This window comes from Rhodococcus sp. UNC363MFTsu5.1 (assembly GCF_000686785.1).
GTDB lineage: Bacteria > Actinomycetota > Actinomycetes > Mycobacteriales > Mycobacteriaceae > Rhodococcus_G > Rhodococcus_G maanshanensis.
Genome location: NZ_JMLO01000022.1, coordinates 1 through 25,777 on the forward strand (window position 1 = coordinate 1; position 25,777 = coordinate 25,777).

27 protein-coding genes are annotated in these 25,777 nt (G+C 66.2%); 20 read left to right on the forward strand and 7 right to left on the reverse strand.

Translation table 11 applies throughout. From position 1 onward, the window contains the following. Positions 1-215 (reverse strand): DUF4259 domain-containing protein (locus tag BR31_RS0117280; RefSeq protein ID WP_027502145.1); only part of this gene is annotated, 215 nt, incomplete at its 3' end. A gap of 310 nt (positions 216-525) precedes the next feature. Between BR31_RS0117280 and BR31_RS0117290 the strand changes: the two genes are divergently transcribed. From BR31_RS0117290 to BR31_RS0117315, 6 genes are all read left to right on the forward strand, one after another. Next, entirely contained in the window at positions 526-1,473 is a 948-nt protein-coding gene (locus tag BR31_RS0117290; RefSeq protein WP_027502072.1) for an STM4015 family protein, read from the forward strand. Next, a complete protein-coding gene (locus BR31_RS0117295) occupies positions 1,470-2,567 on the forward strand; it encodes an STM4014 family protein (RefSeq protein WP_027502073.1) in 1,098 nt (365 codons plus the stop codon). Before BR31_RS0117290 ends, BR31_RS0117295 begins: the two co-directional genes overlap by 4 nt. Continuing rightward, complete coding sequence (locus BR31_RS0117300) at positions 2,554-3,420, forward strand: STM4013/SEN3800 family hydrolase (protein ID WP_231496536.1); 867 nt, start codon at positions 2,554-2,556, stop codon at positions 3,418-3,420. The genes BR31_RS0117295 and BR31_RS0117300 overlap by 14 nt, the downstream gene beginning before the upstream one ends. Further along, entirely contained in the window at positions 3,417-4,781 is a 1,365-nt protein-coding gene (locus tag BR31_RS0117305; RefSeq protein ID WP_027502075.1) for an STM4012 family radical SAM protein, read from the forward strand. Before BR31_RS0117300 ends, BR31_RS0117305 begins: the two co-directional genes overlap by 4 nt. 2 nt (positions 4,782-4,783) lie before the next feature. Then, on the forward strand, positions 4,784-5,659 hold the full coding sequence (locus BR31_RS29050; RefSeq protein WP_197023644.1) for an STM4011 family radical SAM protein: 876 nt from the start codon (positions 4,784-4,786) through the stop codon (positions 5,657-5,659). 135 nt (positions 5,660-5,794) lie between these two features. Continuing rightward, positions 5,795-6,748, forward strand: a complete 954-nt coding sequence (locus BR31_RS0117315; protein ID WP_027502076.1) for a DUF808 domain-containing protein — start codon at positions 5,795-5,797, stop codon at positions 6,746-6,748. A 45-nt stretch (positions 6,749-6,793) separates the two neighbouring features. Here the strand turns inward: BR31_RS0117315 and BR31_RS0117320 are convergent, their stop codons facing one another. Continuing rightward, the gene (locus BR31_RS0117320; RefSeq protein ID WP_027502077.1) at positions 6,794-7,423 is read right to left on the reverse strand and encodes a class I SAM-dependent methyltransferase; all 630 of its coding nucleotides are present in this window, start codon (positions 7,421-7,423) and stop codon (positions 6,794-6,796) included. Between BR31_RS0117320 and BR31_RS31930 the strand changes: the two genes are divergently transcribed. Then, positions 7,335-7,523 carry a hypothetical protein gene (locus BR31_RS31930; RefSeq protein WP_197023647.1) on the forward strand — a complete coding sequence of 63 codons (189 nt, stop codon included), beginning with the start codon at positions 7,335-7,337 and terminating at the stop codon, positions 7,521-7,523. The two genes, BR31_RS0117320 and BR31_RS31930, sit on opposite strands and share 89 nt — an antisense overlap. A 10-nt stretch (positions 7,524-7,533) precedes the next feature. On the opposite strand, the gene BR31_RS0117325 is transcribed toward BR31_RS31930, so the two are convergent. Then, positions 7,534-8,172, reverse strand: a complete 639-nt coding sequence (locus BR31_RS0117325; RefSeq protein WP_027502078.1) for a TetR/AcrR family transcriptional regulator — start codon at positions 8,170-8,172, stop codon at positions 7,534-7,536. Between BR31_RS0117325 and BR31_RS0117330 the strand changes: the two genes are divergently transcribed. The 6 genes from BR31_RS0117330 to BR31_RS31585 all read left to right on the forward strand — a co-directional run bounded on the left by BR31_RS0117330 (position 8,171) and on the right by BR31_RS31585 (position 12,943). Continuing rightward, entirely contained in the window at positions 8,171-9,253 is a 1,083-nt protein-coding gene (locus BR31_RS0117330; RefSeq protein WP_231496537.1) for an oxygenase MpaB family protein, read from the forward strand. The two genes, BR31_RS0117325 and BR31_RS0117330, sit on opposite strands and share 2 nt — an antisense overlap. A 40-nt stretch (positions 9,254-9,293) precedes the next feature. Further along, positions 9,294-10,226, forward strand: a complete 933-nt coding sequence (locus BR31_RS29055) for an oxygenase MpaB family protein (protein ID WP_081830544.1) — start codon at positions 9,294-9,296, stop codon at positions 10,224-10,226. 377 nt (positions 10,227-10,603) lie between these two features. Then, complete coding sequence (locus tag BR31_RS0117340; RefSeq protein WP_027502080.1) at positions 10,604-11,095, forward strand: hypothetical protein; 492 nt, start codon at positions 10,604-10,606, stop codon at positions 11,093-11,095. A 105-nt stretch (positions 11,096-11,200) separates the two neighbouring features. Further along, on the forward strand, positions 11,201-11,617 hold the full coding sequence (locus BR31_RS0117345; protein WP_156042529.1) for a YcxB family protein: 417 nt from the start codon (positions 11,201-11,203) through the stop codon (positions 11,615-11,617). Beyond that, entirely contained in the window at positions 11,614-12,810 is a 1,197-nt protein-coding gene (locus BR31_RS29060) for a hypothetical protein (RefSeq protein ID WP_051637518.1), read from the forward strand. The genes BR31_RS0117345 and BR31_RS29060 overlap by 4 nt, the downstream gene beginning before the upstream one ends. After that, positions 12,803-12,943, forward strand: a complete 141-nt coding sequence (locus BR31_RS31585; RefSeq protein ID WP_156042530.1) for a hypothetical protein — start codon at positions 12,803-12,805, stop codon at positions 12,941-12,943. The genes BR31_RS29060 and BR31_RS31585 overlap by 8 nt, the downstream gene beginning before the upstream one ends. Here the strand turns inward: BR31_RS31585 and BR31_RS0117355 are convergent. Beyond that, positions 12,921-13,424 (reverse strand): DUF2004 domain-containing protein, encoded by a 504-nt coding sequence (locus BR31_RS0117355; protein ID WP_027502082.1) that lies wholly within the window; start codon positions 13,422-13,424, stop codon positions 12,921-12,923. The two genes, BR31_RS31585 and BR31_RS0117355, sit on opposite strands and share 23 nt — an antisense overlap. 441 nt (positions 13,425-13,865) lie before the next feature. On the opposite strand from BR31_RS0117355, the gene BR31_RS0117360 reads away from it, so the two are divergent. From BR31_RS0117360 to BR31_RS0117375, 4 genes are read left to right on the forward strand one after another with little or no spacing between them, the layout of a single operon-like run. Further along, positions 13,866-16,172 (forward strand): sensor histidine kinase, encoded by a 2,307-nt coding sequence (locus BR31_RS0117360; protein WP_231496538.1) that lies wholly within the window; start codon positions 13,866-13,868, stop codon positions 16,170-16,172. 2 nt (positions 16,173-16,174) lie between these two features. After that, the gene (locus BR31_RS0117365) at positions 16,175-16,588 is read left to right on the forward strand and encodes a roadblock/LC7 domain-containing protein (RefSeq protein ID WP_037177100.1); all 414 of its coding nucleotides are present in this window, start codon (positions 16,175-16,177) and stop codon (positions 16,586-16,588) included. Positions 16,589-16,594: 6 nt separating this feature from the next. Further along, positions 16,595-16,984: a DUF742 domain-containing protein gene (locus BR31_RS0117370; RefSeq protein WP_027502085.1), complete on the forward strand. Its 390-nt coding sequence runs from the start codon at positions 16,595-16,597 to the stop codon at positions 16,982-16,984. 6 nt (positions 16,985-16,990) lie between these two features. Further along, complete coding sequence (locus BR31_RS0117375; protein WP_037177076.1) at positions 16,991-17,572, forward strand: GTP-binding protein; 582 nt, start codon at positions 16,991-16,993, stop codon at positions 17,570-17,572. A gap of 230 nt (positions 17,573-17,802) precedes the next feature. Here the strand turns inward: BR31_RS0117375 and BR31_RS0117380 are convergent, their stop codons facing one another. Continuing rightward, positions 17,803-18,273, reverse strand: coding sequence for a hypothetical protein (locus tag BR31_RS0117380; RefSeq protein WP_156042531.1), 471 nt, complete (start codon positions 18,271-18,273; stop codon positions 17,803-17,805). 578 nt (positions 18,274-18,851) lie between these two features. On the opposite strand from BR31_RS0117380, the gene BR31_RS0117385 reads away from it, so the two are divergent. Next, entirely contained in the window at positions 18,852-19,352 is a 501-nt protein-coding gene (locus BR31_RS0117385) for an SRPBCC family protein (RefSeq protein ID WP_027502088.1), read from the forward strand. A 601-nt stretch (positions 19,353-19,953) separates the two neighbouring features. Here BR31_RS0117385 and BR31_RS0117390 read toward each other — a convergent pair. Then, positions 19,954-21,432 (reverse strand): glyceraldehyde-3-phosphate dehydrogenase, encoded by a 1,479-nt coding sequence (locus BR31_RS0117390; protein ID WP_027502089.1) that lies wholly within the window; start codon positions 21,430-21,432, stop codon positions 19,954-19,956. A gap of 238 nt (positions 21,433-21,670) precedes the next feature. Here BR31_RS0117390 and BR31_RS0117395 point away from each other — a divergent pair, with 238 nt between their 5' ends. Beyond that, positions 21,671-21,907: a toll/interleukin-1 receptor domain-containing protein gene (locus tag BR31_RS0117395; RefSeq protein WP_027502090.1), complete on the forward strand. Its 237-nt coding sequence runs from the start codon at positions 21,671-21,673 to the stop codon at positions 21,905-21,907. Positions 21,908-22,278: 371 nt separating this feature from the next. Here the strand turns inward: BR31_RS0117395 and BR31_RS0117400 are convergent, their stop codons facing one another. After that, positions 22,279-22,779 carry a hypothetical protein gene (locus BR31_RS0117400; RefSeq protein ID WP_027502091.1) on the reverse strand — a complete coding sequence of 167 codons (501 nt, stop codon included), beginning with the start codon at positions 22,777-22,779 and terminating at the stop codon, positions 22,279-22,281. A 1,205-nt stretch (positions 22,780-23,984) separates the two neighbouring features. Between BR31_RS0117400 and BR31_RS0117405 the strand changes: the two genes are divergently transcribed. Further along, entirely contained in the window at positions 23,985-25,598 is a 1,614-nt protein-coding gene (locus BR31_RS0117405; RefSeq protein ID WP_027502092.1) for an ABC-F family ATP-binding cassette domain-containing protein, read from the forward strand. Positions 25,599-25,777: the final 179 nt, after the last annotated feature.

Here is a 25,777-nt window from a genome sequence, read left to right on the forward strand (position 1 = left end):
TCGATGCCGTCGAACTGCTGAGGTGCGGGCCGGAGTCCGTGTGCCACCGCGACGACCTCCGCAAGCGCGATGGCGGCCTCCGCCTCGTGCGACTCGAGGTACTCCTCGTCGGCATGCCTGCAAAAATCGTCGATGTCGAAGTCACCGGCCCGAAGCGCCGCGAGCAGGTCGAGCGCACCGTCGTTCTCGAACGGTCCCGAACCCCAGGTCCCCATAGCTCACTCCTTCCCATCCACGAAGCCACTCGGCCCGTCGTGCAGACCCTACGATCGAACACCGACAGCACCCCCGAACCCCGACTCGACGCCGAGGAAGTCGACGACCGCGCTGCCACCGCCGCTGGTGCCCATCTGCGCGACAACGGGTTTCAGGGTCAGCGGCGGTAGACCTCACCCGCCGCTGACGTCGGGTTGACCTCGGAGGCCGTTGATGAATGCCCGAACTCGGTGGTCTGTAGGGTCGTCAGCAACCGTCCCAAATCGGGCATAGTGCCCATCGAGCCCACCCGAGACCAGGAGCGCCCCGGTGATCAGCGAGCTGCAGAAAGAGTTCCACGGACTTCCGGTCGTGGAGTTCCCCATCGACACTGCCCCCATCATGCCCGCGGAGGGCCCGGTCGCCTGGCGAATCTCGGTTCCCACGTACGAACCGCCCATGGAGTGGCCGGAGGCTTTCGAGAAGTTCCGTGCCGCGGTCGATCCGTCGACCGTGCAGGCGATCGTCGTCGGCGGCTGGACCGATCCGTACGAGGAGAGCTCCTCCGACGTGGTGGAGGCTCTCGTCGCGGCCTCCGGCGAACTGCCCGCATTGCGGGCCCTGTTCATCGGGGACATGACCGTCGAGGACTGCGAGATCTCCTGGATCGTGCAGTCGGACGTCACCGCACTGCTGACGGCTTTTCCGCGGCTGGAGCACCTGGCGGTGCGCGGCGGCAACCAGCTGGAGCTGACCCCGGTCCGGCACGAGAACCTGCGCCGCCTGGTGTTCGAGTCGGGCGGCCTGCCGGCCGACGTGGTCCGGGCGGTGGCTGAATCAGATCTGCCGTCCCTCACCGATCTGGAATTGTGGTTGGGCACAGAGGAATACGGTGCCGATTCCACCGTCGAGGACCTCGCCCCGATCCTCGCCGGGGAGAAGCTCCCCAGCTTGACGCGCCTCGCGCTCTCGAACAGTGAGTACCAGGACGAGATCGCGGCCGCCGTCGCGACGGCGGCGATCGTTTTGCAGCTGCGCGTCCTGGATCTGTCCAAGGGCGTGCTGTTGGACGCCGGTGCCGAGGCGCTGCTCGCGGGGCAGTCGCTCACCCACCTCGAGACGCTGGACCTGCACCACAACTACCTGAGCGACGGCATGCGGGAGCGTTTGCGGGCGGCACTCGAACCGTCCGGAGTGCAACTGAGTCTCGACAGCGAGAATGCCGAGGAAGACGAGTACGACGGAACGATCTACCGGACGGTCGCGGTCGGCGAATGACCCGCCCGCGACTGGCGGTCGTGGGCAATCCGGAGAACCGCCGCGTCACGATGCTGCTCGACGCCGCGACCCGCTCCGGCATGCCCACCCCGCGGGTGGTGTCCTGGCGCGAGGTGCTCACTGGCCGAGGGGCCCGGTTCGACGCCGACGAGTGGGTACGCCTCGACTCGCCCGGCGAGGACGCCGACGTGGACGCGCTGCTGCGCGGAGCCGGGGACCCGACCCGGATCGCCGACGGCCCGCGGTGGTACGCGTCGCTGCTCGCCGCGGTCGACACGCTGCGCGGCGGGCGCCGGCTGACCGATCCGGACGATCTGGCCGTCCTGTTCGACAAGCGACGGTGTCACGCGATCCTCGCGAGCAATGCTGTGCCGGTGCCGATCTCGCCCACCTCGGGCGGCGACGCGCCGATGCCGCGGAGCTGGCCGGAGGTGCGCGCGTTGGCCACGGCTGCCGGGTTGCGGCGGTTCTTCGTCAAACCCGCGCACGGATCGTCCGCGGCCGGTGTGGTTGCCGTCGAGACCGCACCGGGTGGCCGGGTGCAGGCCCGCAGCAGCGTGGAGATCGCCGCGGACGGTCTCTACAACTCCCTGCGCGTGCGCCGGCTCACGGGCGAAACCGAGGTCGGCGCCCTGATCGACGCGCTGGCAGGCGAATGCCTGCACATCGAGGCGTGGTTGCCGAAGCCGTCGTGGCAGGGTCGCGCCGCCGATCTGCGGGTCGTGGTGATCGCCGGGCGGGCGACCCACGCGGTGCTGCGTACCAGCGCCCACCCCATGACCAACCTGCACCTGGGCGGGCAACGCGGCGACCTGGAGACCGCGCGGGTCGGCTTCGACGCCTCGGGATACGGCTGGGAGAGCGCGCTCGCCGTCGCGGAAGGTGCCGCCGCCTGCTTCCCGCGCACGCTGTGTGTCGGGGTGGACCTGCTGCCCGCCGCGAACTGGCGCGGTGCCGCGGTCGGTGAGGTGAATGCGTTCGGCGACCTACTCCCGGGCCTGAGCGGGCTCCCGGGCCGCGCCGACGGCCTCGACACCTATGCGGCGCAACTGGCCGCGGTCGCAGGAGGGTGGTCCGATCATGTCGCGGCCTGACATGACGGTCGGCGCGCAGCCGGAATCGGCTGCGGCACAGCCGGACATGAACACCGTCGTCGGCTCCGACGACATCCTGCTGATCACGCTCGACACCCTGCGCTACGACGTGGCCTGCGAACTCGCGGCCGCCGGTCGGATCCCGAACCTCGCGCGGCACCTGCCCGGTGGCAGGTGGGAGGAACGCCATGCCCCCGGCAGCTTCACCTACGCCTCGCACCAGGCGATGTTCGCCGGGTTCCTGCCCACGCCGGTCGGGCAGGGGCCGCACCCGCGACTGTTCGCCGCCGAGTTCGGTGGCAGCGAGTCGACCGCGGACGGGACGTTCGTGTTCGCGGAGCCGAATCTCGTTGCGGGCCTTGCCTCCGTCGGGTACCACACGGTGTGCATTGGCGGTGTCGGCTTCTTCAACCGTCGGGGCGCGTTGGGCTCGGTGCTGCCCGATCTGTTCGACGAGGCGCACTGGTCACCCGAGCTCGGGGTGACATCGCCGACGTCGTTCGAGGCGCAGGTGGACCTCGCCGCACGGGCGGTGGACCGACTCCCCGCCGAGCGCAGACTGTTCCTGTTCGTCAACGTCTCGGCCCTGCACCAACCGAACTGGTTCTTCGCCGAGGGAGCCACCGCGGACGCCGGGGACACCCGGGCGACGCACGCGGCCGCGCTGGAGTACGTGGATCGGCACATCGGACGACTGTTCGCCGCAATGTCGAGCCGGCGCCGGTGCTTCGCGATCGTGTGCTCCGACCACGGCACCACCTACGGCGAGGACGGCTACACCGGGCACCGGCTGGGCCACCCCCTGGTGTGGACGGTGCCCTATGCCCACTTCTTCCTCGAGGGACCGAGATGACCGCCGTCGACCTGCCCCTGCCGGTACCGCCGGACTCCGTTGCGGCGGATTACCTTCCGCCGTACCAGAACTACGTGTACGCGTACCCGCACAAAACCGCCTACCGGCCGCTGGACCCGCGTCCGGCCCTGACCGAGCTGTGGGCGGACGAACCGCAGGACGCGCTGTCGCTGTACCTGCACGTGCCGTTCTGCGAGGTGCGCTGCGGATTCTGCAATCTGTTCACCCGGGTCGGGGCGCCGGACGAACTCACCACCCGGTACCTCGACGCCCTGGAGCGGCAGTCCGAGGCGGTGCGCGAGGCCCTGGCACCGTCGGCCCGATTCGCGACGGCGGCGTTCGGCGGCGGGACCCCCACCTACCTGACCGCGGCGGAACTGGACCGGCTGTGCGACATCGCCGAGGGCATGGGCGCCGACCTGCGGGCGATCCCCCTGTCGGTGGAGGCGTCCCCGTCGACCGCCACCGCCGACCGGCTCGCGGTCCTGGCCCAGCGCGGGATCACCCGGCTCAGCCTCGGCGTGCAGAGCTTCGACGACACCGAGGCGCGGGCGGCGGTGCGGCCGCAGCGGCGTGCCGACGTCGACGCGGCCCTGCAGCGCATCCGGGACGCCGCGATCGAGGTGCTCAACATCGACCTGATCTACGGGATCGACGGCCAGACACCGCAGTCCTGGGCCGCCTCCCTCGACGCCGCGCTGGTCTGGCGTCCCGAGGAGCTGTACCTGTACCCGCTGTACGTGCGACCGCTGACCGGTCTGGCCCGGCGGGGTGCCGGACCCGACCCGGACTGGGACGCGCACCGGCTCGACCTCTACCGCCGCGGACGCGACCACCTGATCGCCGCGGGCTACGTCCAGGAGTCGATGCGCATGTTCCGCCGCGCCGACGCCCCCGACGTCGGTCCGGACGACTACGCCTGCCAGACCGACGGCATGATCGGACTCGGGTGCGGCGCACGGTCGTACACCCGAGGACTGCACTACTCCTTCGACTACGCGGTCGACGCGCGGGAGGTGCGCACCATCATCGACGACTACGTGGCAGGCACCGTCGACGACTTCCGCCGTGCCGTGGTCGGCCACGCGATGACCGAGGACGAGACCCGACGCCGGCACCTGCTGCAGTCCGTGCTGCAGGCCTCGGGAATGCCGTTGGCGGACTACCGGTCCCGGTTCGGAGCCGATCCCCACGAGCACTTCGGCGCCCAGCTGGACCGGTGGTCCGAGCGCGGATGGCTCCACTCCGACAGTGGCCGGCTGCGACTGACCGAACTGGGTCTGGCCTACTCCGACGCCCTCGGCCCGGAGCTGTTCTCGCCGCAGGTACGCGCCGCGATGGCCGAGTACGAGGGCCGCTGACGGTGCTGACCATCCTGTACCGAGGCCCGCTGGCGTCCTGCGACTACGACTGCCCGTACTGCCCGTTCGCCAAGCGCCGGGACACCCCCGAACAGTTGCGGGCCGACCTGGCCGCACTGGAGCGCTTCTGTGCATGGGTGGCGGGCCAGGACCGGGAGCTGTCGATCCTGTTCACACCGTGGGGGGAGGGCCTCGTCCGCTCCTGGTACCGGCGGGCCCTGGTGGACCTGTCCCTGCTGCCGCAGGTACGTCGGGTGGCGATCCAGACCAACCTCAGCTACCGCACCGGCTGGCTCGCCGACGCCGACCGCGACACGGTCGCCCTGTGGTGCACGTACCACCCCGGTCAGACGCCCCACGACCGGTTCCTCACCAAGACCGCCGAACTGACCGCGCTGGGCGTGCGCTTCAGCGTGGGGATCGTGGGACTGCCGGAGCACCTGGCCGCCGCCCGTCGGCTGCGTGCCGAGCTTCCCGATTCGGTGTACCTATGGGTCAACGCCGCCGAGGGACACGAGTACATCGACGCCGACGCGGCCGATTGGACTGAGATCGACCCCCTCTTCGAGTTCAGCAGGCACCCGCACCGGACGCGGGGGAGCGCATGCCGTACGGGTGACTCGGTGGTGTCCGTCGACGGGGCAGGCACCGTCCGGCGCTGCCATTTCGTTCCCGAGGTCCTGGGCAACCTGTACGACGGCTCCTTCCGGCATGCATTGCGGCCGCGCCCCTGCCCGCTGGACGTGTGTGACTGCCACATCGGCTATGTGCACGCAGAGCAGCTTCCGCTGTACGACGTCTTCGCAGACGGTGTGCTGGAGCGGATCCCTGCGGAGCCGGTGTGGCTGCCGCTCCCCGCCGCGACCACACCTCGCTGAGTCGGTGTGCCCGGGCCGGGCCACCCGTCCGCGGTCAGCCGGGCAGGGGTGCCCGCCGGTTCGGTACCGTTCTGTGTCGACCCGCTACCGCGTGTCGCTCGATCGGCTCTGCATTATCCGAACTGGGAGGTTCCCGTGGCTGGTGGTCTCGTCGCCCTGTTGGACGACGTCGCAGCGATCGCGAAAGTGGCCGCGGCGTCCATCGACGACATCGGTGCGGCGGCCGGCAAGGCCAGCATCAAGGCTGCGGGTGTGGTTGTCGACGACACCGCCGTGACGCCGCGGTACGTGCACGGCTTCTCTCCCAAGCGCGAACTGCCGATCATCCGGAAGATCGCGATCGGCTCGATCCGCAACAAGCTGCTGATCATCCTCCCGGTGGCGATGATCCTCAGCCAGTTCCTGCCGCAGGCCCTGCCCTACCTGCTGATCGCCGGCGGCTTGTTCCTCTGCTACGAGGGCGCCGAGAAGGTCTACGAGGCGCTGACCGGCGGTCATCACGAGGGCGAGGCGGAGACCGCGGCGCTGGGTGGGCCCGAACACGAGAAGACGATGGTCAGCGGCGCGATCCGCACCGACCTGATCCTCTCCGCCGAGATCATGGTGATCTCCCTGTCGTCGGTCGAGGACGAACCGTTCTTCACCCGGCTGATGGTGCTCATCGTCGTCGCGGTTCTCATCACCATCCTGGTGTACGGCGTGGTCGCGCTGATCGTGAAGATGGATGACGTGGGTCTCGCGCTCGCGGGGCGCAAGTCATCGTTCAGTCAGCGGATCGGCCGCGGCCTCGTGGCAGCGATGCCGAAGGTGATGGCGGTGCTCACCGTGGTCGGGATCGCCGCGATGCTGTGGGTCGGCGGTCACATCCTCATCGTCAACGTCGGCGAAGCAGGTTTCCACTGGCCGGCCGATCGCCTCCACGATCTCGAGCACTGGTTCGGTGAACTCGTGCACGGTGGCTTCGGCGGCGTGCTGTCCTGGACCGCGGGGACCGTGGCGTCGGCACTGGTCGGACTCGTCGTCGGCGCGATCGTCGTCCTGATCATGCACCTGATCCCGAAGCGGAAGAAGGCGGACGCGGCGCACTGACCGCGTCCCGAGATCGGTCCGGCGGGCGCGGCCTTCGTCGATCCCTCACCGGGGGCCCTGCCTGCGTGCGGCGATCGCGCCGTGAGGCCGGTAGCCGCTCCCCGTTCGGGTATGCGTCTCGATCACCTCGAAGCCGGCCGTGACCAACTCCTGACCGAGTTCGGCCACCGGCCACCAATAGGCAGTGGTGACGGCGTGGTCGAAAGGCCCTACGGCCGCACCTTCGAAGAAGCCCACCAACAACCCTCCGCCCGGCCGGATCACGCGCGCGAACTCGGCGAGCGGAGTCCGGATGTCCTGCGGACGGTGGTGGATGAGCGAGTACCAGGAGAGCACGCCGCCCAGTGATCCTGTCGCGGCATCCAGTGCCTCGAAGCCGCCGACTTCGAAGGTGAGGTCGGGGTACTCCGATCGAGCTCGTTCAACGAACTCAGGAACCAGGTCGATCCCGGTCACGGCCTGTCCGCACTCGGTGGCCAAGAAGTTTGTCCACTGCCCCGGACCGCACCCAGCGTCGAGCACGGGGCCCGTCAGGGTGGCGGCCCAGCTGCGCACCAGGGCTCGATCGGAGGGGTGTGTCGAGGTCATGGAGCCCAAGAGATCGACGTACTCCTGGGATCTGGCCGAGTATGACTCGCGGACGGTGTCGCGGGGTTGGGCGCTGGTGTTCTGCATGCCGTCGATGATCGTCGACGGGGTCGCCGGCGACGGTCACCTCGTACTCGTGTCGGCTGCAAGGGCCAGACCCGCACCGATCTTCGGTGGCGCGGGATAGTTCGCCGTACTCAGTCCGGATCGCGAGCTATGCGTGGATAGAGCAACGGAAGCAGGTATGTGCGTGCGAATTTGCTTGTGTTGTCGCCGTTCTCAGCGGGAATGATGCCACCCGGGGTCAGGATCAGCGATTGCGCGAGCCGCGCAAAGATCTCGGCCACCATGTCGGTGTCGAAGTCGGCGAGGACGCCGGATTCCTGCCATGGCCGGATCGTCCGCGCAATGAACGTGCGCCCCAGGTCGAGTATCGCCCGATCCGCAAGCAGCGTGACACCCGTTTCCGGATCACCCCGAACCACGGAGAGCATCACCGGCCGCTCAGACACACCTCGGACGAACGCGGCGAAGCCGACTGCCATCTGATCGTCGAGCGCCTCGATTCCGGCGACGCTGGCCTCCACGAAGGCAATGAAGCGGCTCACGTCCCGCAGGAGAGCGGCATGCACGAGCTGCCGCTTCTGCGGGAACCGCCGGTAGACGGTCGCGACACCGAGTTCGGCGGCCTCGGCGATCTGATTCATCGTCGTTTTCCGGATCCCCGAGGACGCGAAAAGCGTCAGGGCCGCATCCAGGATTCGGTCGGTTCCCTCATCCGAAGCGCCGGTTTCGGCAAAAAGGCTCGTCAGGAGCGGTTCCTCATCGGCGGGCATGGGTTCGGAGTCTACGTGCCCATGGCTCGAGCCTTGCGCACGTCGCGTCGCCGGTGATAGAAACGCAGTCAATATCTATCACGATAGATTCACGCATCGGTTCTATCATCTGGAGGATGGCATGACTTCCCTGATCGAGACGGACAACGATTCACCCCCTGCTACCAACCAGCGCGAGTTGGCTGAGACGGCCGCTGCGGCGCGGTTCGAGAAGTTCCGCTGGCACGGCGCCAGCGTGCTGATGGGGTTGTTCGGCGGAGCCCTCTTCGACCAGGTTGCATTGCCGTCAGTGGCCGCGGGCGTCGAGTCGACCGGCCGTATCCGGAATGCCACGTGGGCGAGGGCGATTCGGACGGCGGCGTCCGACCAGCTCGTGTTCTGGGGCACCGAGGCCGACCGAAGGGCCGAGTTCAGCCGCCTCAAGCTCCTACACCGCGACGTCAAGGGGGTCACAGACGACGGCGAGCGGTACAGCGCCCTCTCGCCCGAGTCGTGGAACTGGATCCTGACCAGCACCTTCTTCATGATGCACAACTCCTACACCCCAATGACCGGCGAACGGCTCACCGCCGACGACGACCAGGCATTCTGGGAGTACTTCAAGGCCGCCACTGTGGGCCTGCACCTGCCCGGCAAATCCGCGCTGCCCGAAACCTATTGCGAGCTGCGTGAGAACTACGACGAGATGGCGCGAACCAGACTGCGGGCCAACGACACACTCGACAATGCCGTCGATTCCCTGCTGTCTCCGCCGCGGCCCGACTTCATCCCGGCGGTCGCGTCGCCGCTGTGGCGGCTGATCGGCCCAGTGGCCGGACACGGTGTCTGCATCCTGTCTTTCGGGATCATGCACCCAGGCGTTCGAGCATTGACTCGGGTCCGCTGGACTCGCCGCCATGAGATCGAGTTCCGCGTCCTCACCGCGGGGGTGCGCTTCGCGTTCCGGCATCTGCCGAAACGGCTCCAGTACAGTCCGCTGGCCTACAACCGGTGGCGGTACGAGGAGCTTTCGCGCAGCTACCGCAGCCTCGGCCTCACCTCGTTCGCACCGGACACACGGTCGCGTGGATGCCCCATCTAGGCGCGCAGACGCGCCCACCTGACCAGGAAGGTTCACACCGATGCCCACCCCACAATCGGACCGGTTCGCGTGGCGAGACCGAATTGCATTGCTGGACAATAATTCTGACTGCCGCGAGATCGTCCGAATACTCCATCACCACGAGTTCCCCTGGGATCTGATCCAGGCCGAGAGCCTTGCGCAGTTCCGCACCTTTGCGGTCCCGAGCATCGGCCAATTGCTCTATGCGACCGGCGAGTACACCGAACGCGTGCAGAAACGGTTCGACGACACCGCCCTGATCCTCGGGACGTTCATCGAACACGACTTCGGCAGCGAAATCGGACGCCGCGCGATCCGCAGGCTCAACAACATGCACGGCGCCTACGACATCGCCAACGGCGACATGCTCTATACCCTCACGACGTTGGTTGTCGGCCCGGTGCGATGGATCTCCCGGTACGGCTGGCGGGACCTGACCGATCATGAGATCACCGCGCTGACCAACCATCTGCGAACCGTCGGCCACCACATGGGCATCAAGGAGATTCCGACCACCTACGCAGACTTCGTGACGTTCCACGACGACTACGAACGCACCCATTTCGCCTACTCGGCCGGCGGACGAGCGGTGGCAGACTCGACCCTGGACCTGATGGCGACATTTCCACCCAATGATCTGATCCCACCGTCGATGGCCAAGAGAATCGCCCGTGCGCTGATGGATGAACCCTTGGCCAACGCGCTCGGCTACCGCCGGCCCAGTGCAGTCGAGCGAGTCCTCGTGTCCACGGTGCTGAAGGCGCGCGGACGACTCATCCGACGCACAGCCCCACGAACTCGCCCACTGCCGACCTCCGCGCTTCCCTACATCCGCAGCTACCCAAACGGTTACAACGTCGAGGACCTCGGCACCTTCCCCAGAGGCTGCCCCGTCCCGCATTCGGAACCCAAGTCACCCGACACCCGGACCGGAGGCGAGCGCACAGTCTGACTGCTTGCAAAAGGCTGTGCGATCACGTGCACCACGTCGCGCGAACACCTCCAGGCTCCTCGCGTCCCCGTTGACGTCACCATGGCAGTCCACCAAAAGTGCCTCGGATCCAGCGAGATCCGCATGTCCCCTGAAGAACAGGGCCATGACCATGGCAACCACTTCGCCATCCGCGCGAAATCTGTCCTTTCCACTGCCCTGTTGATCTCACCGCCGACGGGCACCCGGCGCTGACCGGGTCGGCGTGCGCGACGGCTGGGTCGTCGCCGGCGAGTTCAACGACCCGGACGGATCGAAGGCCCGACGATCAACGGCTCCGGAAACTGGTAGAACAATCGTCGCGGCGAACCTCGCCCAGGCCGGAAAGGTGGCGCGACGTGAGTAGCTACGAGGAAGTCGAGAACTCCGTTCGTGAGTATGCAACGCACGCTACGGTCGAGGCGCAGGTCGAGTTCGGGATCGCGGTCACGCGGGAGCTCCTCACCGCGGATGGGGTGGCCGCGGCGGCGGCAGCCGAGCTGACGGAGGCCGGAGCACGCGCGGTCAGCGCGGCTGCCGACGGAGCGGGTACGGCGTCCGTCGAGCAGCTCCGGGCATGGATCGTGGAGATCGACGAGGGCGACCTGTCCGATGGCGACATGGATCCGGATCTCCTGCGCGCGATCACCGCGTTGGAGACGTGGGCCGACTTTCTGGAGGAACGATCCTCGGAGCGGATCGCCGCTCTCGGCATCGCGCTGCTCGAACAGACGGACTTCGAGGCGAGTGGGGCGCCGCTGGATGACTTCCTCGAACCTCCGGAGACTCGGCAGGCGTTCGAGCGGATTCGTGCGGCGCTCACCGGGCCGGCGAAACAGGGAAGCGAGTAGGCGGCCGTGTTCGAGAACAGCATCACAATCGATGCCGCGGACAGGTCAGCCGTCCGGCGGGCGTTCGTCGACGCGGCGGTGTCACGTCGCCTGCGGATCACGGGCATGATCGCCCTCCCGATCGCGCTGGTCGTCGGCATCGTGTTGGCGGTGTCGGGTCGCTCCACCGGGGTGTTCGCATTCGGGGTGATCGCAGCGCTCGCGCTGCTGCTCGTCGTCTTCGTGGTCGTCCTTCGTCGCGTTGCCGCGAAGGCGGTCGATGACGCCATGCGTGTCGGATCGCGACTCACGGTGCGGATAGCTCCGGACGGGCTGGGGTTGGATGGCAGTTTCGGCTCATCGCGCGCGCCGTGGAATTCGTTCTCCGGCGCGGTACGCATCAAGGGCGGCATCGTATTTCGGAACACGGCGGGGAAGGCGGCGTTCTTCGTGCCGGGTCGCGCGCTCGACGACGGTGCATTTGCACTGGCCGAGGAGTACATCGATCGGGTGCGGCGTGATGAACAGGACTACGTCGCGTGAGCGAGACCCACGACTGGGATCAACTCTTCCACGCCTATGCGGTGGCGACGGACACGCCGGCTCACCTGGAGGCGTTGGTGGGTGCCGACGAGACGGCGTTCTCGACGGCGATGGAGCATCTATACAGCGCGGTGCTGCATCAGGGCACCATCTACCCGGCAACGGCACCCGCGGTTGCCGCTGTTGCACAAGCCGTCTCGTTCTGGATCGGCGGCGCGGACCAGAAGACCGCGTCAGCGCGCCTGCCCGCGCTGGTGGACTTCCTTGGGGCGGCGGGCGACAGTCTTGCCCTGGTCGGGCAGCTGCGTGCGTCCGAAGACGAGGTCGGGCCGCCTTCCGACGAGGAGGAACGCGAGTTCTTCGAGGCCCTTGAGTCCGACGACGAAGAGGAAGCAGAAGAGGCGTGGGAGTCGCCGGTGGCAGAAGCGCTCATGGCTCACGCCATCTCGGCGCTCCGGCAGCAGGCGGACCCGGTCCTGGAGGGGCTTCTTCAGCTCATGAGATCGGATGCCCTCGCCAACAAGGCCGGGGCGGTGAGCGCGCTGGCGCGATGGAACGGCGATTCCACTCCGCCGTATCAGCACCGAGTCGCCGCAGCGCTGGGTTCCTTCGCGGACAACGCCACGGAGCGTGATGACCGAGCCACGGCTGTTCTCGCTCTCGGCACCGTCGGGGCCGACGTCAGCGGCTGGCTCGCCGACGCCGATCCCGCGATCCGCGCGTGTGCCGCCCTGTGCCTGCCGCGTTCCGGGGAGGCGGCGGAAGAACTCGTCCGTGCGCTGACTCAGCCGGAAGCAGTCGACCGGTGGTTCGAACGGCGACCGAGCAGTTTTCCCATGCACGTCCGGTTCACGCTGCTGAATTCGCTCCTGCAACGGGAAACGTCCTTCGCCGCGATCCTGCCGGCGGCAGTTGCGATAGTGCAGCTTTCGACCCCGTACACGGCCGACAACGACTGGGGACCGTTGCTTCGTGCCGCGTTCCCCGAGGTCGAGTTCGTTCCGGGTGAGTACCCACCGGTACCCGAGAACATCGGCGCGCCTCAGCGTCAGTTCCTCGCGGCTTTGGTGGCGAACGAGAGGTTGTGGGGAACGAACGTCGGCAACGCAGGTCTGGCGCTCATGCGCGTCGGCCTGCCGTATGACCGACAGGCGATCGCGGTGCTGCTGAAGGACGGGACCGGAGATGAGTGACGAGGGTCGCGATCGCCGAACGCTCGGCTGCTGGGCCCGCGAGGACGAGGAGTGGGAACCGATCCACGAGGCACTCGGCGGCACGAACGATGAGGGCTCGGCCGCCGGGCTCAACTTTCGTGGTGAACGGTGACGGTGTCGTTCCGATCCCACACGGCGACGAGCAGTTGGTCGGTGGCCTTGTCGGCGCCGATTGCGAAGTCGAGTGCGAGGGCACGTTCCGTGGCCGCGGGGCTGACCGCGATGCCGACGAGGTGTAGATGGTCGAGGAAGACCTCGTCGGTGACGACCTCACGGGCATCCACGTCGAACAGCTCGCACACCATCTCTTCCGGAATCTCCTCGACGTGAAACTCGCGAAACAACGACGTTGTCGACCGCGGATCGGTCAGCTCGGCTGCGAAGGCGACGAAGGCCGCAGCGACCAGAGCCCGCACATCGCCGAGCGCGGCTTCTGCCTTGTCGAGTTCGCTCTGGTTCAGAGTCTCGTCACCGTGAACCCAATACCAGGCACCCGGTCCGAATCCGTCTATCCCAGCGGGTAGCACGGCACCGGCCGCCGAGTCCTCGCCGAAGTCGAGCTGCCCCGCGAGCCGGCTGGTCAGTTGATTCATGGTCCGATCCTGCCATCGCAAACCGCAGTGCAATAAACGTGATCAGGAATTGCCCCACCGAATTGCCCCAGCTGTGCGAGCCGGACGGGACACCGCCGGGATAGTCCCCATCGGCCACGTCCGCCATCGTCTCCAGGAGCACTACGAATAGCAAGCTTCGTTAGCCTTGCAATTCACACCGACGCGTGCGCGAATAGCGTTAAACGCCAAGCGGCCCGGCCGAATCGAGAAGATCGGGGTAGCGAGGCCGACGTACGGGTTAATAATTCGACCAGTTATATTCCCCCGATGTTGAAAGTGCGCCTCGGGGTCCGAGCCCGGATCCTGGCTATCGCTTTGGTTCCAAGCCTGGCGTTGCTCGGAGTCGGTGTAGGCACAGCGGGATACCTGATACGTGAGGGCCGACAGTCCGAACAGTGGGCGGCAGCGAACGGCGATGCCATGAGCCACGCTCGCGACGTGGTTGCCGGGGTAGAACAGGAACGGATGCTGTCGCTGTGGCATCTGTCCGGTGAACAGAGCGATCCGGCCGCGCTCGCCGCAGCACGGACCAAGCTCGACACTGCGTTCGCAGAGCTGGCCCCCTACTCATCAAGGCTGCAGAGCGCGTCGCAGGGCACCATGGGTGCCGACACGGGTGGATTCGACACCTTGCTTGCTCGCCTGCCCCAGATTCGCGGCGCGATCGATGCAGGAAAGATGCCGATCGAGGACACATACGCCCTCTACAACACCATTCTCGATGCGGTCGCGCTCGGCACCAACCTCATCACCTCCAACGCGCCCAATGCCGAGGTCGGCGTCGCACTCATCAATGGCGTGCGCATCCTGCACGCGATGGAGGGAATGTCACGTTCCGCCGCGCTCACCGCTGCCGAACTACAGGGACAGCTCAGCAGCGGTCCACTGCGTAACGACTATCGAAATCTGGTCGGGTCCTACCGGAGCGCACTTCCGCAGCTGGCCGCCGACCTCGGCGCCGATCCAGCAGCCGAGAAGATCCGGGCGGCGCTGGCCTCTCCCAACTGGCAGCAGGTGGCCGCGATGGAGGACTACCTCATCAATCCGCCGAAAGCAGACAAAACCGGCGTCGTCCCGCCACCGCCCATGACCTTCGACGAGTGGAACACCGCGCAGGAGCCGCTGTCTGAAGGCGTGATCGGCGCATGGAAAGGCCTGAACGACCATGCGAACCAGATCGCTGCCGACGAGGGCAAGCGCACCGCGGCGAACTCACTGTGGGCGGGTGCCGCTGTGCTCGCGCTTGCGCTCGTGGCGTTCCTGCTGTCGCTGTGGCTGGCCAACCGACTGATCGGGCGACTCAAGCGCCTACGCAAGGAAACACTGGACCTGGCAGAGGTCGAACTGCCCGAAACCATGCGCAAGCTGGGCGCGGGCGAGCACATCGATCCCAAAGCCGCGCACCTGGACTTCGGTGACGACGAAATCGGTGCGGTGGCAAAGGCCTTCAACCGTGCACACACGGCGGCCGTCTCCGCCGCGGTCGCCGAGGCCCGCACCCGTGAGGGCGTGCGCGCGGTGTTCCTCAACATCGCCCACCGGAGCCAGATGGTGGTACACCGGCAACTCGAGGTCCTGGACGAGGCCGAACAAAGCCAAGAGGATCCCGCCATGCTGGAGACATTCTTCCGTCTCGACCACCTGGCTACCCGCGAGCGCCGCAACGCTGAGAACCTCATCATCCTCGGTGGCGGCGAACCCGGTCGCCAGTGGCGGAGTCCGGTGCCACTGGTCGATCTGGCGCGTAGCGCGGTCGGCGAAAGCCTCGACTACACGCGGGTGCACACCCGCCGCATGCCTCAGGTGTTCATCGTCGGAAACGTGGTCGCCGACCTCATCCACCTGCTCGCCGAACTGGTCGACAACGCGACGGCGTTCTCCCCGCCGCAGTCGCGCGTCGAAGTGAGCGGCAACGTGGTCGGCAAGGGGGTCGCGATCGAGATCACCGATCAGGGCATGGGAATGTCCGTCGAAGAAATCGACCGCGTAAACGAGATGCTGCGCAATCCACCGGATTTCGGAGTCGATACGCTCTCGGCGACTTCGCGCCTCGGCTTGTTCATCGTTTCACAGCTGGGTGCACGGCACGGAATCAGTGTGCAGCTAACCGAATCCGAGTACGGCGGCATCCGCGCCATCGTGCTGGTGCCGAACTCGGTGGTCGTCGCCGATGCGACACCTGTAGCCGGCGATCTGCCAGATCGGTTCGCCGGACGTCGGCCCGAGCTTCAGTTGGCCAGCGCGATGCCGGAACCCGATTTCGGCGAATCCGTCTCGGCCGCAGTGGGTGTCGCAACGCTGGCACCCCCCACTCCAGCGCCTCCCACCGAACAGCCAGCGGAGTCGGTGGCCCCGCCGCGAGCGTGGGCGCACCTCGAGCACATCGATGGCGCGCCACACAACGAGTACACGGAGCCTCCTGTGGAAACCACGTGGCACCAGCCGCCGACCCCTGCCGTCGAACCGGAGTCCCATACCCCGCAACCGTTGCCCGACAACGGCAGTGGCGTTCGCCCAAGCCTGCCTCGGCGTCGTCGGCAGGCCAGTCTGGCACCGGAGCTGGCGCACGACACTCAGCTCGAGGCGGAAGCGCAGCAGCCGCAACAATCGGCGGAGCAAGCGCGAGATCTGATGTCCGCCATCGCGTACGGTACCCAGCAGGCTCGGCATTCGGCATCCCCGACCGGGGATGCCACCAGGGACGAAATGGAAGGTGAGGGAAGGTGAAGGTGACGACTTCTAACTCAGGTGATCTGAACTGGCTTCTCGACGATCTAGTCAATCGTCTCGCCGGGGTGCGCTATGCAGTCGTGCTTTCCACCGATGGGCTGCTGCTGGGCCGATCCACCGCCATGAGCCGTGAGGACGCCGAGCACTTCGGCGCCATGTCCGCCACTCTGTACGGGCTCGCACGCAGTGCGGGACATCGCTTTCAAGGCGGCGGCGTTCGCCAGGCCGTCATCGAACTCGAGAAGGCAGTGCTGTTCGTGACGGCGGCCGGAAGCAACGCATGTCTCGCATTGCAGGCCGTCGACACCGCGAATCTGGGTATGGTCGCGTATGAAATGAACCTGACTGTGCAGCGTGTCGGTAGCTACCTGTCCGCCGATCCTCGTATCGGTGTGGCGGAGCAGGGAGCGTAGATCGCCGTGACACGTATAGGCGAACCGTGGTTCGACAATGCGGCCGGTCCCCTGGTCCGCCCGTACGCCGTCACGCGGGGCCGCACGATGGGCGCGGGACACGATCTCGACATGCTCACGCTCGTAGTGACCGTGTCCCCCGCTCCGCGGCTGCAGCACATCGAAACGGAGTACGCGGAGATCGTTCAGTTGTGCCGCACTGCGCAGTCGGTGGCCGAGGTCTCGGCGCACCTGAATCTGCCTCTGGCGGTGACCAAGATCCTGGTCGGTGATCTCATCGCCGAGGGAATGCTGAACTTCCGAGCTCCCGCCGCCAGCGACTCCTACAACGACATTTCCGGGATCGGCGACCTGCACATCCTGCAAGCAGTACTCGATGGAATCCGAAAGCTGTAGACCACTATGCCTGACAATGCGTCCGCAGCCGACCTGGCTGCTTCGGTCAAGATCCTCGTAGCCGGCGGCTTCGGAGTCGGCAAGACCACGATGGTGTCCTCCGTCAGCGAGATCACACCACTGCGCACCGAGGAAACGATTACCGAACTGTCCACCGGCGTCGACGATTTGTCGGGCGTGGAGAGTAAGACCACGACCACCGTGGCCCTGGATTTCGGTCGTATCACCCTCGATGAGAGCCTGGTTCTGTACCTGTTCGGCACGCCTGGACAGGACCGGTTCTGGTTCCTCTGGGACGAACTGGTGCGAGGGGCCCTCGGCGCCGTCGTTCTCGCAGACACCCGTCGGTTGGAGAACTCGTTCGCCGCCATCGACTTCTTCGAACGGCGCGGTGTCTCGTTCACGGTCGCGGTGAACTGCTTTGACAGCTCCCAGGCCTACACAACTGACGAGGTTCGCGAGGCACTCGACCTCGACACCGATACCCCCGTCATGCTTTGCGACGCTCGTGATCGCGAGTCGTGCAAGTCCGTACTGATCGCGCTCGTCGAACACCTCATCGCCCAGGCCAGCAACTCAGCGGCCTGAGCAACGCAGCGCTCGTCGTCGCGGCACCTCAGCGCGTCCGCCGATCCACCGGCTGCGGCCCCCTGGTGGTTCACGACGTAAGTCTCGAGATCGCGTTGGAGAGCCGCGCGGCACCATGCTGCGCGGCTCTCTGACGCGTATCGAACAGCTTCTGCGGCTATGAGTTTCAAATCCGGCAGGCAGCCATGCTGTTTGTGCTCATATGCCGACCAGGTGCGTGGCCCGGGCGGTCAGGATCCGAGGCTTCCCAGGCTGCCGAAGTTGAAGACGTCGAGGCTACCGCCGCCCCCGCACCCCGGGGTCTCCTGAACCGGCACCGGAGCACCGTCGGGCGCCGGATTGACCGTGACGGACTCCGACACCGTCGTTCCATACTGGGTGACACTGATCGTGTGGGCACCGGCTGTGGTCGGTGTCCACGGCCGGTAGCTGGGTCCGGAGGGAGCCTGGCCCGGGAGGAAGGAGTTGATGCAGGTTCCGTTGTCGCTGACGGTCACCCGTGACTGGGGGAGAGGGAACATCGAGCCACCGATCCCCTCCACGACGATGCTCGCTTGCACACCCACGACGTATCCGCCGGGCGGCGGGGACACCTCCAAGGACAGCATGCCATCGGGGGCCGTGGCCGCCGATGCCGAAGCCACGGTGCCGAAGGCGATGGTTGCTGCGCCGGCCAATGCAACGATGATTGAACGCTTCAAGTCGGATCCTCTGCGCTAATGATGTTTCGACGCCGAGCGACGTCCTGGTGATCACACCGCACACCGCTGCGGTTGTCCCGGTGAGAGTTACCGGGATCCGGCGGGCTTGTGCCCGGTGCTCTTCGACAACAACAAAGCACACTACTGTTCTTCTTCTCATCGAACGGTCGCTTCGAGATCATCATCAACAGATGGAATTTGCGCCGCCTCTGGTGCGGTTCGGGGCGGACGAGAACCGGAACCATCAATGCCCTTGGATCAGTCAGGGCCAGGGCAGAATCTGAGCTACGGCGATCAGGGTGCGCCCGACGACACCAAACCCATAGTCACACAACAAAAAGCCGGCACACTCGAACAAAGCGCCATCGGACACCGACATCGGTCGGCTATTCATACCCTTACGCCGCTTGTAGGTTTTCCGCAGCCCGGGTTGGGAGACAGGCGTTGGCGTTTCCGCGGCATTGAAGTGCGCAGGTCACGATGCGTCGGATCAGGCGGCGTTGTCCTAGACCGGACGCCTTTGCAGATCCAGTGTGGACCCGGACTGGCCGGCTTCCTACCCGCGATAGTCTTGAGCGATGTCGACCCCGGTCATCGTCGAACAGTCGCGCGCGATTCCGATCACGCTCCAGCGAGCCTTCGACCTGACCCTGCCGATCCCGCTGACTGCGATCTTCTCCCGGCGCTACGGCCTGCTCCCGCCGGTCAAGCGGGTCCGCGGACAGGACGGGATCTGGGGCCAAGTCGGACAGTCGCGCACAGTCGTCACCACCGACGGCGGAACGATGCGAGAGCTGCTGACCGAGGTCGATGCCCCGCACTCGTTCAGCTACCGGTTGAGCAACATCACCGGTCCGCTGAGACTGCTGGTCGACAGCATCGACGGATGCTGGGAGTTCACTCCAAAGGGCACCGGAACCCTCATCACCTGGCGATGGGTCCTGCACCCAAAGGGTGTCGGGGCGCCCGTGATGCCGCTGGTCACCTCGATGTGGCGCGGCTACGCCAGGCAGGCATTGGAGCTGCTGTCCGAGCAACTCCTCACGCCGGATTCCGCTGAGCGCGCGCCAGGCGTCTGAGCCACGGTCTGACAGCGCATCGCCCGAGGTGAGTAATCGCAGCACGGCTTTTGGTCGTCCAGCCATGCTGTGAGGCGCCTGTCGACGTGCGGCCAGGACTCGCCCGCTGCACATCTTGACGGTTGACGGGCGTGTCGTGCTCCTCCTGTGGTCCCTCACCGGGTGTGGCAGCGGGACAGTGGACCGAGCCATTTCTCAGAATCCTGATCCCCACGCGGCAGCGGCTGTAGGTTCCGGACCAACTTGTCCGTGACACCTGACGCTTCCACGATCTTCCATGACACTCGTCGCAAGAATCCCGCGCGAAGATGTCCGCTTCCACAGACGCTCCAGAGTCCACGCTCGACACAATCACAGGACGCGCAAGCCACACCAGTTGCTGTAACTCCTCTGCAGCTCAACCTGCTGAGAGCACCGACTGGCCGTGAAGTTGATCGACGTATGGCCCGACGGTCACGCACCGAGCGTCATCACGGCGTATCCCAGATACACACCGCCGGCCTGGTTCACGGGACGCGGAACCGCAAGGAGGGTTTAGATGGCGAACGCAGCTCTGCTGCAACAGCATCCACCCCGCAGACGACCCCTCGCAGGGGCGAGGTCACTGAGCAGTGGCAGGCGACCTGCGCGACTCCACGGCAGCGCCGTCCGTCGCGGGATAGACCGGGTACTCCACGCCCGAGAGGTACTGGACGGTACGCACTACCTGGCATGAGTAGCCGAACTCGTTGTCGTACCAGACGTACAGGATGGCGGTGTCGCCGTCGACGATCGCGGCGTTCGCGTCGACGATGCACGCCGCACGCGAGCCGATAAAGTCACTCGACACGGCGTCGGTTGCCGCGGTGTAGTCGAGGTTCCGGCTCAACGCTCCGGTGAGCGATTCCTGGCGAAGGTGCTCCAACACTTCATCTTTGGTGGTGTCGCGACCGAGCTGAAGGTTGAGGATCGCGACGGACACGTCCGGCGTGGGCACGCGGATCGAATTGCCGGTGATCTTGGCCTTCAGATCGGGAAGTGCCTTCGCAATCGCGGAGGCCGCACCCGTCTCGGTGAGAACGAGGTTGAACGGCGCCGATCGGCCCCGCCGATCGGCCTTGTGGTAGTTGTCCAGCAGGTTCTGGTCATTGGTGAACGAGTGGACAGTCTCGACGTGGCCCCGCACGACGCCGAACTCGTCGTCCATGGCCTTCAGCGGCGGGACGATGGCGTTCGTGGTGCAGGACGCACACGACACGATGTTCTCGGTCGGATCGACGTCGCGGTGATTGACGCCATGCACGATGTTGGGGAGGTCACCCTTGCCGGGCGCGGTCAACACCACCTTCGCCACACCAGGGCGGAGGTGCTGCGAGAGCCCGTCGCGGTCACGCCAGATCCCGGTGTTGTCGATCAGGATCGCATTGTCGATGCCGTACTCGGTGTAGTCGACACTCGTCGGATCGTTGCTGTAGATGAACTTGATGACGTTGCCGTTGGCGATGAGCGCGTTGTTCTCGTCGTCGACCTTGATTGTGCCTTTGAACTGACCGTGGACGGAATCGCGGCGCAGCAGTGACGCACGCTTGACCAGGTCGTCTGCTCCACCCTTTCGGACGACCACGGCACGCAGGTTCAAGCCATTGCCCGAACCGGCCTTCTCGATGAGGAGTCGCGCCACGAGTCGACCGATACGCCCGAATCCGTAGAGGACGACATCCTGGGGCCGCGCGGGGCTCGTCTGGGCACCACCGACCAGGTCGGCGAGGCTCTCCGCGACGAACTCGGGGATCGGCGCTCCACCACCGTGGGCGTGGTAAGCGGTCACCAACAGGCCGAGGTCGATCTTCGAGGGCCGCAGATCGAGGTCGGTCAGCGCCTCGAGGAAAGGGAACGTCTCCTCGACGGACAGCTCGTCACCACGGATCTGTCGGGCGAAGCGATGGGTCCGCAGGATCTTGATGACCGACTTGTTCACCAGCGAGCGACTGTGCAGCAGAATGGTCACCGAATGCCTGCGGTGCAGGCCGCCGATGATCGGGATCATCGCCTCCGCAAGTGCCTCTTCGGAGTTCCACTGTGCCAATTCCGCTGTGCTCACTGCGCTCCTCTGCCTTGTCGGCTCGTGTGGCACGTCCGGTGGGTGGATGCCGGCCCGGACGAGACGCATGTCACTCGCCGGTCAGCCTCTGGATCGGTGGATCAGTTCGCGAACCGGCGCCGATTACGACGTGCGCAACACTCAGCATATGGAAGCGCTCCCTCGGATCAACAAGCCGGTCGCCGGAACCGTCCCGCGGGCGTGGACCTGCCGCCTCGCGAGAGCGGGGGGATAGCCCATGTGCGCTCAGGCTGCGGAGGCTCCCGAGCAGCTGACTCCAGGGGAGTCGTTCGACTACGACGCCTTCATCTCCTATGCCCACAACGATCGGCCGGTCGCCGCGGGGATTCAAAAAGACCTGCACCACATCGGCCGGCGAATGGGCCACCTGTACGCGCTGCGGGCATTTCGCGACGCCACCGACGGCACCAGATGGCGGCGGGATACCAGATGCCGAGAGCCGCAGACGGAGTGAACCAGTCTGGGATATCACGAAAGGCCCGCCACATTCGGGGTCTACCTGCCCATGTCCATCCGTAGGTCCGAGCATCGTCCCGGAACCTACACCGCGGCGGCTGCTGTTGTAGGTTCCGGTTCTACTTGTCCGATCGGCCTGCGGTTTTCAAGATCTTCCACGGTAAATGCCCTAGAAATTCCGGCTGTAGATGTCCTATTCCGCAGGCCCTCGGGTACTGAGCATCCAAGGATCACACTCTCGGGCACCTGAGCAGCGATCGTTGCCGTCCCTCCACCCGCATGGTTCTGGGGAGGAGTGGCGCCGGCACTCGATGCCGAGGCACACGGTCGGTATGGGCTCCCGGATAGGTCCCGTTGTCACGGCGCGTGCTACTCGCCGTCGGCCCGCCCGTCCGCGTAATGCGCGACCACGCGGTCACGCCATTCGCGAAAGTCGTCGAACTTGCCGGCGAGCGCGTGCCGCAGCTCGGCAGCGCTGTTCACCCGGTCCATGTCCTCCGGGTCCGGCACATCTTCCGGGGCATGGTTGGCGCCGGCGACGACATAGGTCGGGTTGCCCTGCGGATTGACGATGAGGAATCCCGCCGCGACGCACAGCTCATAGATGAATGTCGTCTCCTCCTCCGACAGCGAGGCGTGATCGATCCCACCGCTCAGCGGCTCCTCCTGATCAAGCGGGTCGAGGTACAGGTCGGTCCAGTGGCCGTCGAACGAGAGCGCCTGCCCGTCCGCATCGACGAGAAGCGAACCTTGGCCGTCGCTGTCCATCGCGCGCAGGCCGCGCGCCTCGAGGAAGGCGGCGACGGCATCGCGATCCGCGTCGCGCTGCTCGTCTCCCTGGACGCGGACGAAGATCAGCGAGAATCCCATGCCCGGAATACTGTGTCGTCGCGTGCCCCTCCGCAAGGAAGACAATGACGGTCGCGGACGATGCCCTGTCCGCACAGTGCGAGCTACCGAGACGGCTCCACGCAACATCCCCATCGGCCGGCGAGTTCGGCCGAGGCTAGGCCGATAACTTCGGCGGTCGTCGATTACCCCAGACGGCACCTCGCTGCGGATCCCATAGCATCAGGCCATTGCTCAGTGCCACCCGTACGCAATTGACGGAAAGGAAGAAGGGAATCAGAACTGATGACCACGAGCTCCACCATCGCCATCCGTGAGCTGAAACTCGAGGGGCCGCGGTAGTAGTGGCACACAAGACGACGAAGTTCACGTGGCGCCTGGTCGGGCGGGGCGGGTCAGGCATGGTCTGGACAGACAAATCCCGGTTGGGTGCGCCATCCGGTGTCAGCGAGCCACTGCAGCACTGATGCGGGCAGGTGGTCGGTGTTGGCTTCGTCGGCGAGGATGGTGCCCTCACGGCACACGGTTCAGGCGACATCGAACGCCTCGTATCGGTTTGGGAGAGAGCGCCGTCAGAAGCTGAGGTCCCAGAACCCTCCGACATCTCCTACGCCGGCCGCCCACATCGGTGCCGATATCCGCGGCACCGGCGTAGGAGATGCCGGTTGTGATTGCGTAGGTGGCGATCGTGTCGAAGATGGTCATTCCGACCCGCCTGCTCGGGTCGATTCCGACGTAGCCGGCTGTCCTGGGGTAGAGGAGTCACCGCGATGAGTGTTCGGCGGATGGCGCCGGGCTTGCGTGTCTCAGCGCGGGCGGCGGACGTCGACAGACTCGCCAGCTGCGCATCCCTCGGCCTGTCAGTGCTGTCTTCAGCTTCTCGAGTGAAGAGGAAATCGCGTGAAGGCATCGCAATTTCGCGCTCGACACCGTGACGCAGTCACCACATCAGATACCTCGGTGTAGGTGGTTGCGGCGACTTCGGGGAGCGGTTCTCACTAGCGCTATCCTTGGGACCGTGCTGATCCCTGAAATCGACAGAGCCTAGCCACCGACTTATCGGTGGCGGTCCCGCAACGAACCCGGTACCTCGTTCTTCGAGGAGATTCCGGTCCTTTGCGATGCCGCCGAACCGCCATCCGGCGGCAGGTTTCCGTTCATATTGCACCGCTCCCGTGACACAGCTTCACCGCGAACCGGTCGAGTGCACAACCCCTTGGGATCTCATGTCTTCATTCAACGCATCCATCGTCCTGTCCAACCTTTCCTTCGCCTGGCCGGACGGTGAGCCAGCCGTCACCGGAATCACCGGCGCCTTCACCACAGGAAGAACCGGCCTCGTAGGCGAAAACGGCGCCGGCAAATCGACGCTGCTCCGTCTCATCGCCGGCGAGCTCACTCCGGCCTCCGGCAACGTCAGTGCCACCGGAGAGGTCGGCTACCTCACGCAGTCGCTAACCTGGCGGGACTCCACCACAATGGCGGATCTGCTCGGTATCGCTCCGATCGTCGAGGCCATCCGCGCCGTCGAGGGCGGCGACGCCTCCGAGGGCCACTTCGACACCATCGGTGACGATTGGGACATCGAGGCCCGGGCGGACGAACAGCTTCGGCGTATCGGCTTCTCCGCGACCGACCTCAACCGCAGTGTCGGCCAGCTGTCGGGCGGCGAGGTGATGCTCATCGCCATCACAGGACTCCATGTGCGGCGCCTGCCGATCACTCTGCTCGACGAGCCGAGCAACAATCTCGACCGCGACGGCAAGAGGATGCTGGCGCAACTGGTCGACACCTGGCCGGGGACACTCGTCGTCGTCAGCCACGACCTCGACCTGCTCGACCGGATGGACGAGACCGCCGAACTCTACGACGGTCGTCTCACCGTGTTCGGCGGACCGTATTCACAGTGGCGGGAGAACCTCGACCGCCAGCAGGCAGCGGCCGTACAAGCGGCACAGGCCGCGGAGCACGCGGTCAACGCCGAACGGCGCCAGCGCGTTGAAGCCGAAATCAAACTCGCCCGACGCGCACGCACAGCCAAGACTGCGAACGAGAACAAGCGCGGGTCCAAGATCCTGATGAACGGGCTCGCCTCCCGGGCGGAGGTCTCGGCGGGGAAACTGAGGGCGGGGATTGACGACCGGCTCGACGCAGCCAAGGCCACAAGCGAGGCGGCGGCGGCGCGCATCCGCCCGGACCAGAAGATCAGCCTGCAACTTCCCGACCCCGATGTCGCGACCGGCAGGCGCATCGGGGAGCTGCGCGGAACGAACCGCACAATCATCGTGCAAGGCCCCGAACGGATCGCGATCGTCGGTGCGAACGGGGTCGGGAAGACGACCTTACTGGAGAACCTGGTCTACGCCCGCCCTGCCCAATTGGGCCGGGCGCACGGCGAGCTCCACACCGACCGGGTCGGCTATCTCGGTCAGCGACTGAACGGCGTCGACGACAACCTCACCGCTCTGGAGAACATCCGCGCGGTCGCCTCCGACGTTCCGGATGCGCAGATTCGCAACCAACTCGGCCGTCTGCTCATCAGAGGGAGCGACGTCAACCGCGCTGTATCGACTCTGTCGGGCGGTGAGAGGTTCCGGGTGTCGCTCGCCCGGCTGCTGTTCGCCGACCCGCCGTCGCAGTTGCTCGTGCTCGACGAACCCACGAACAACCTCGACCTGGCGAGTGTCGACCAGCTGGTCGCGGCGCTAAACAGCTACCGCGGCGCCATCGTGCTCGTCAGCCACGACGATCGCTTCCTCGCCAGGCTCGGGCTCACGGCTGTAATCGAACTCGACCGGAACGGGCACTTGACGGACACAGCTCTGCCAGCGCTCGATTGATCAGACCCCGACTCTTGCGCGGGCGGGGACGTCTCTTGATGAGCCACGAAAGTGTTCGGCCTCCGACGTCGTCGCCTCCGCCGGGTTGGTGCCGAGACCACTAGACGCGCTGGGGTCCGGCCATCTTCTTGATCGGGGGAGGTGGCGTGTGGGAGTGACTCAGAAGCGGTCGCCTTTGA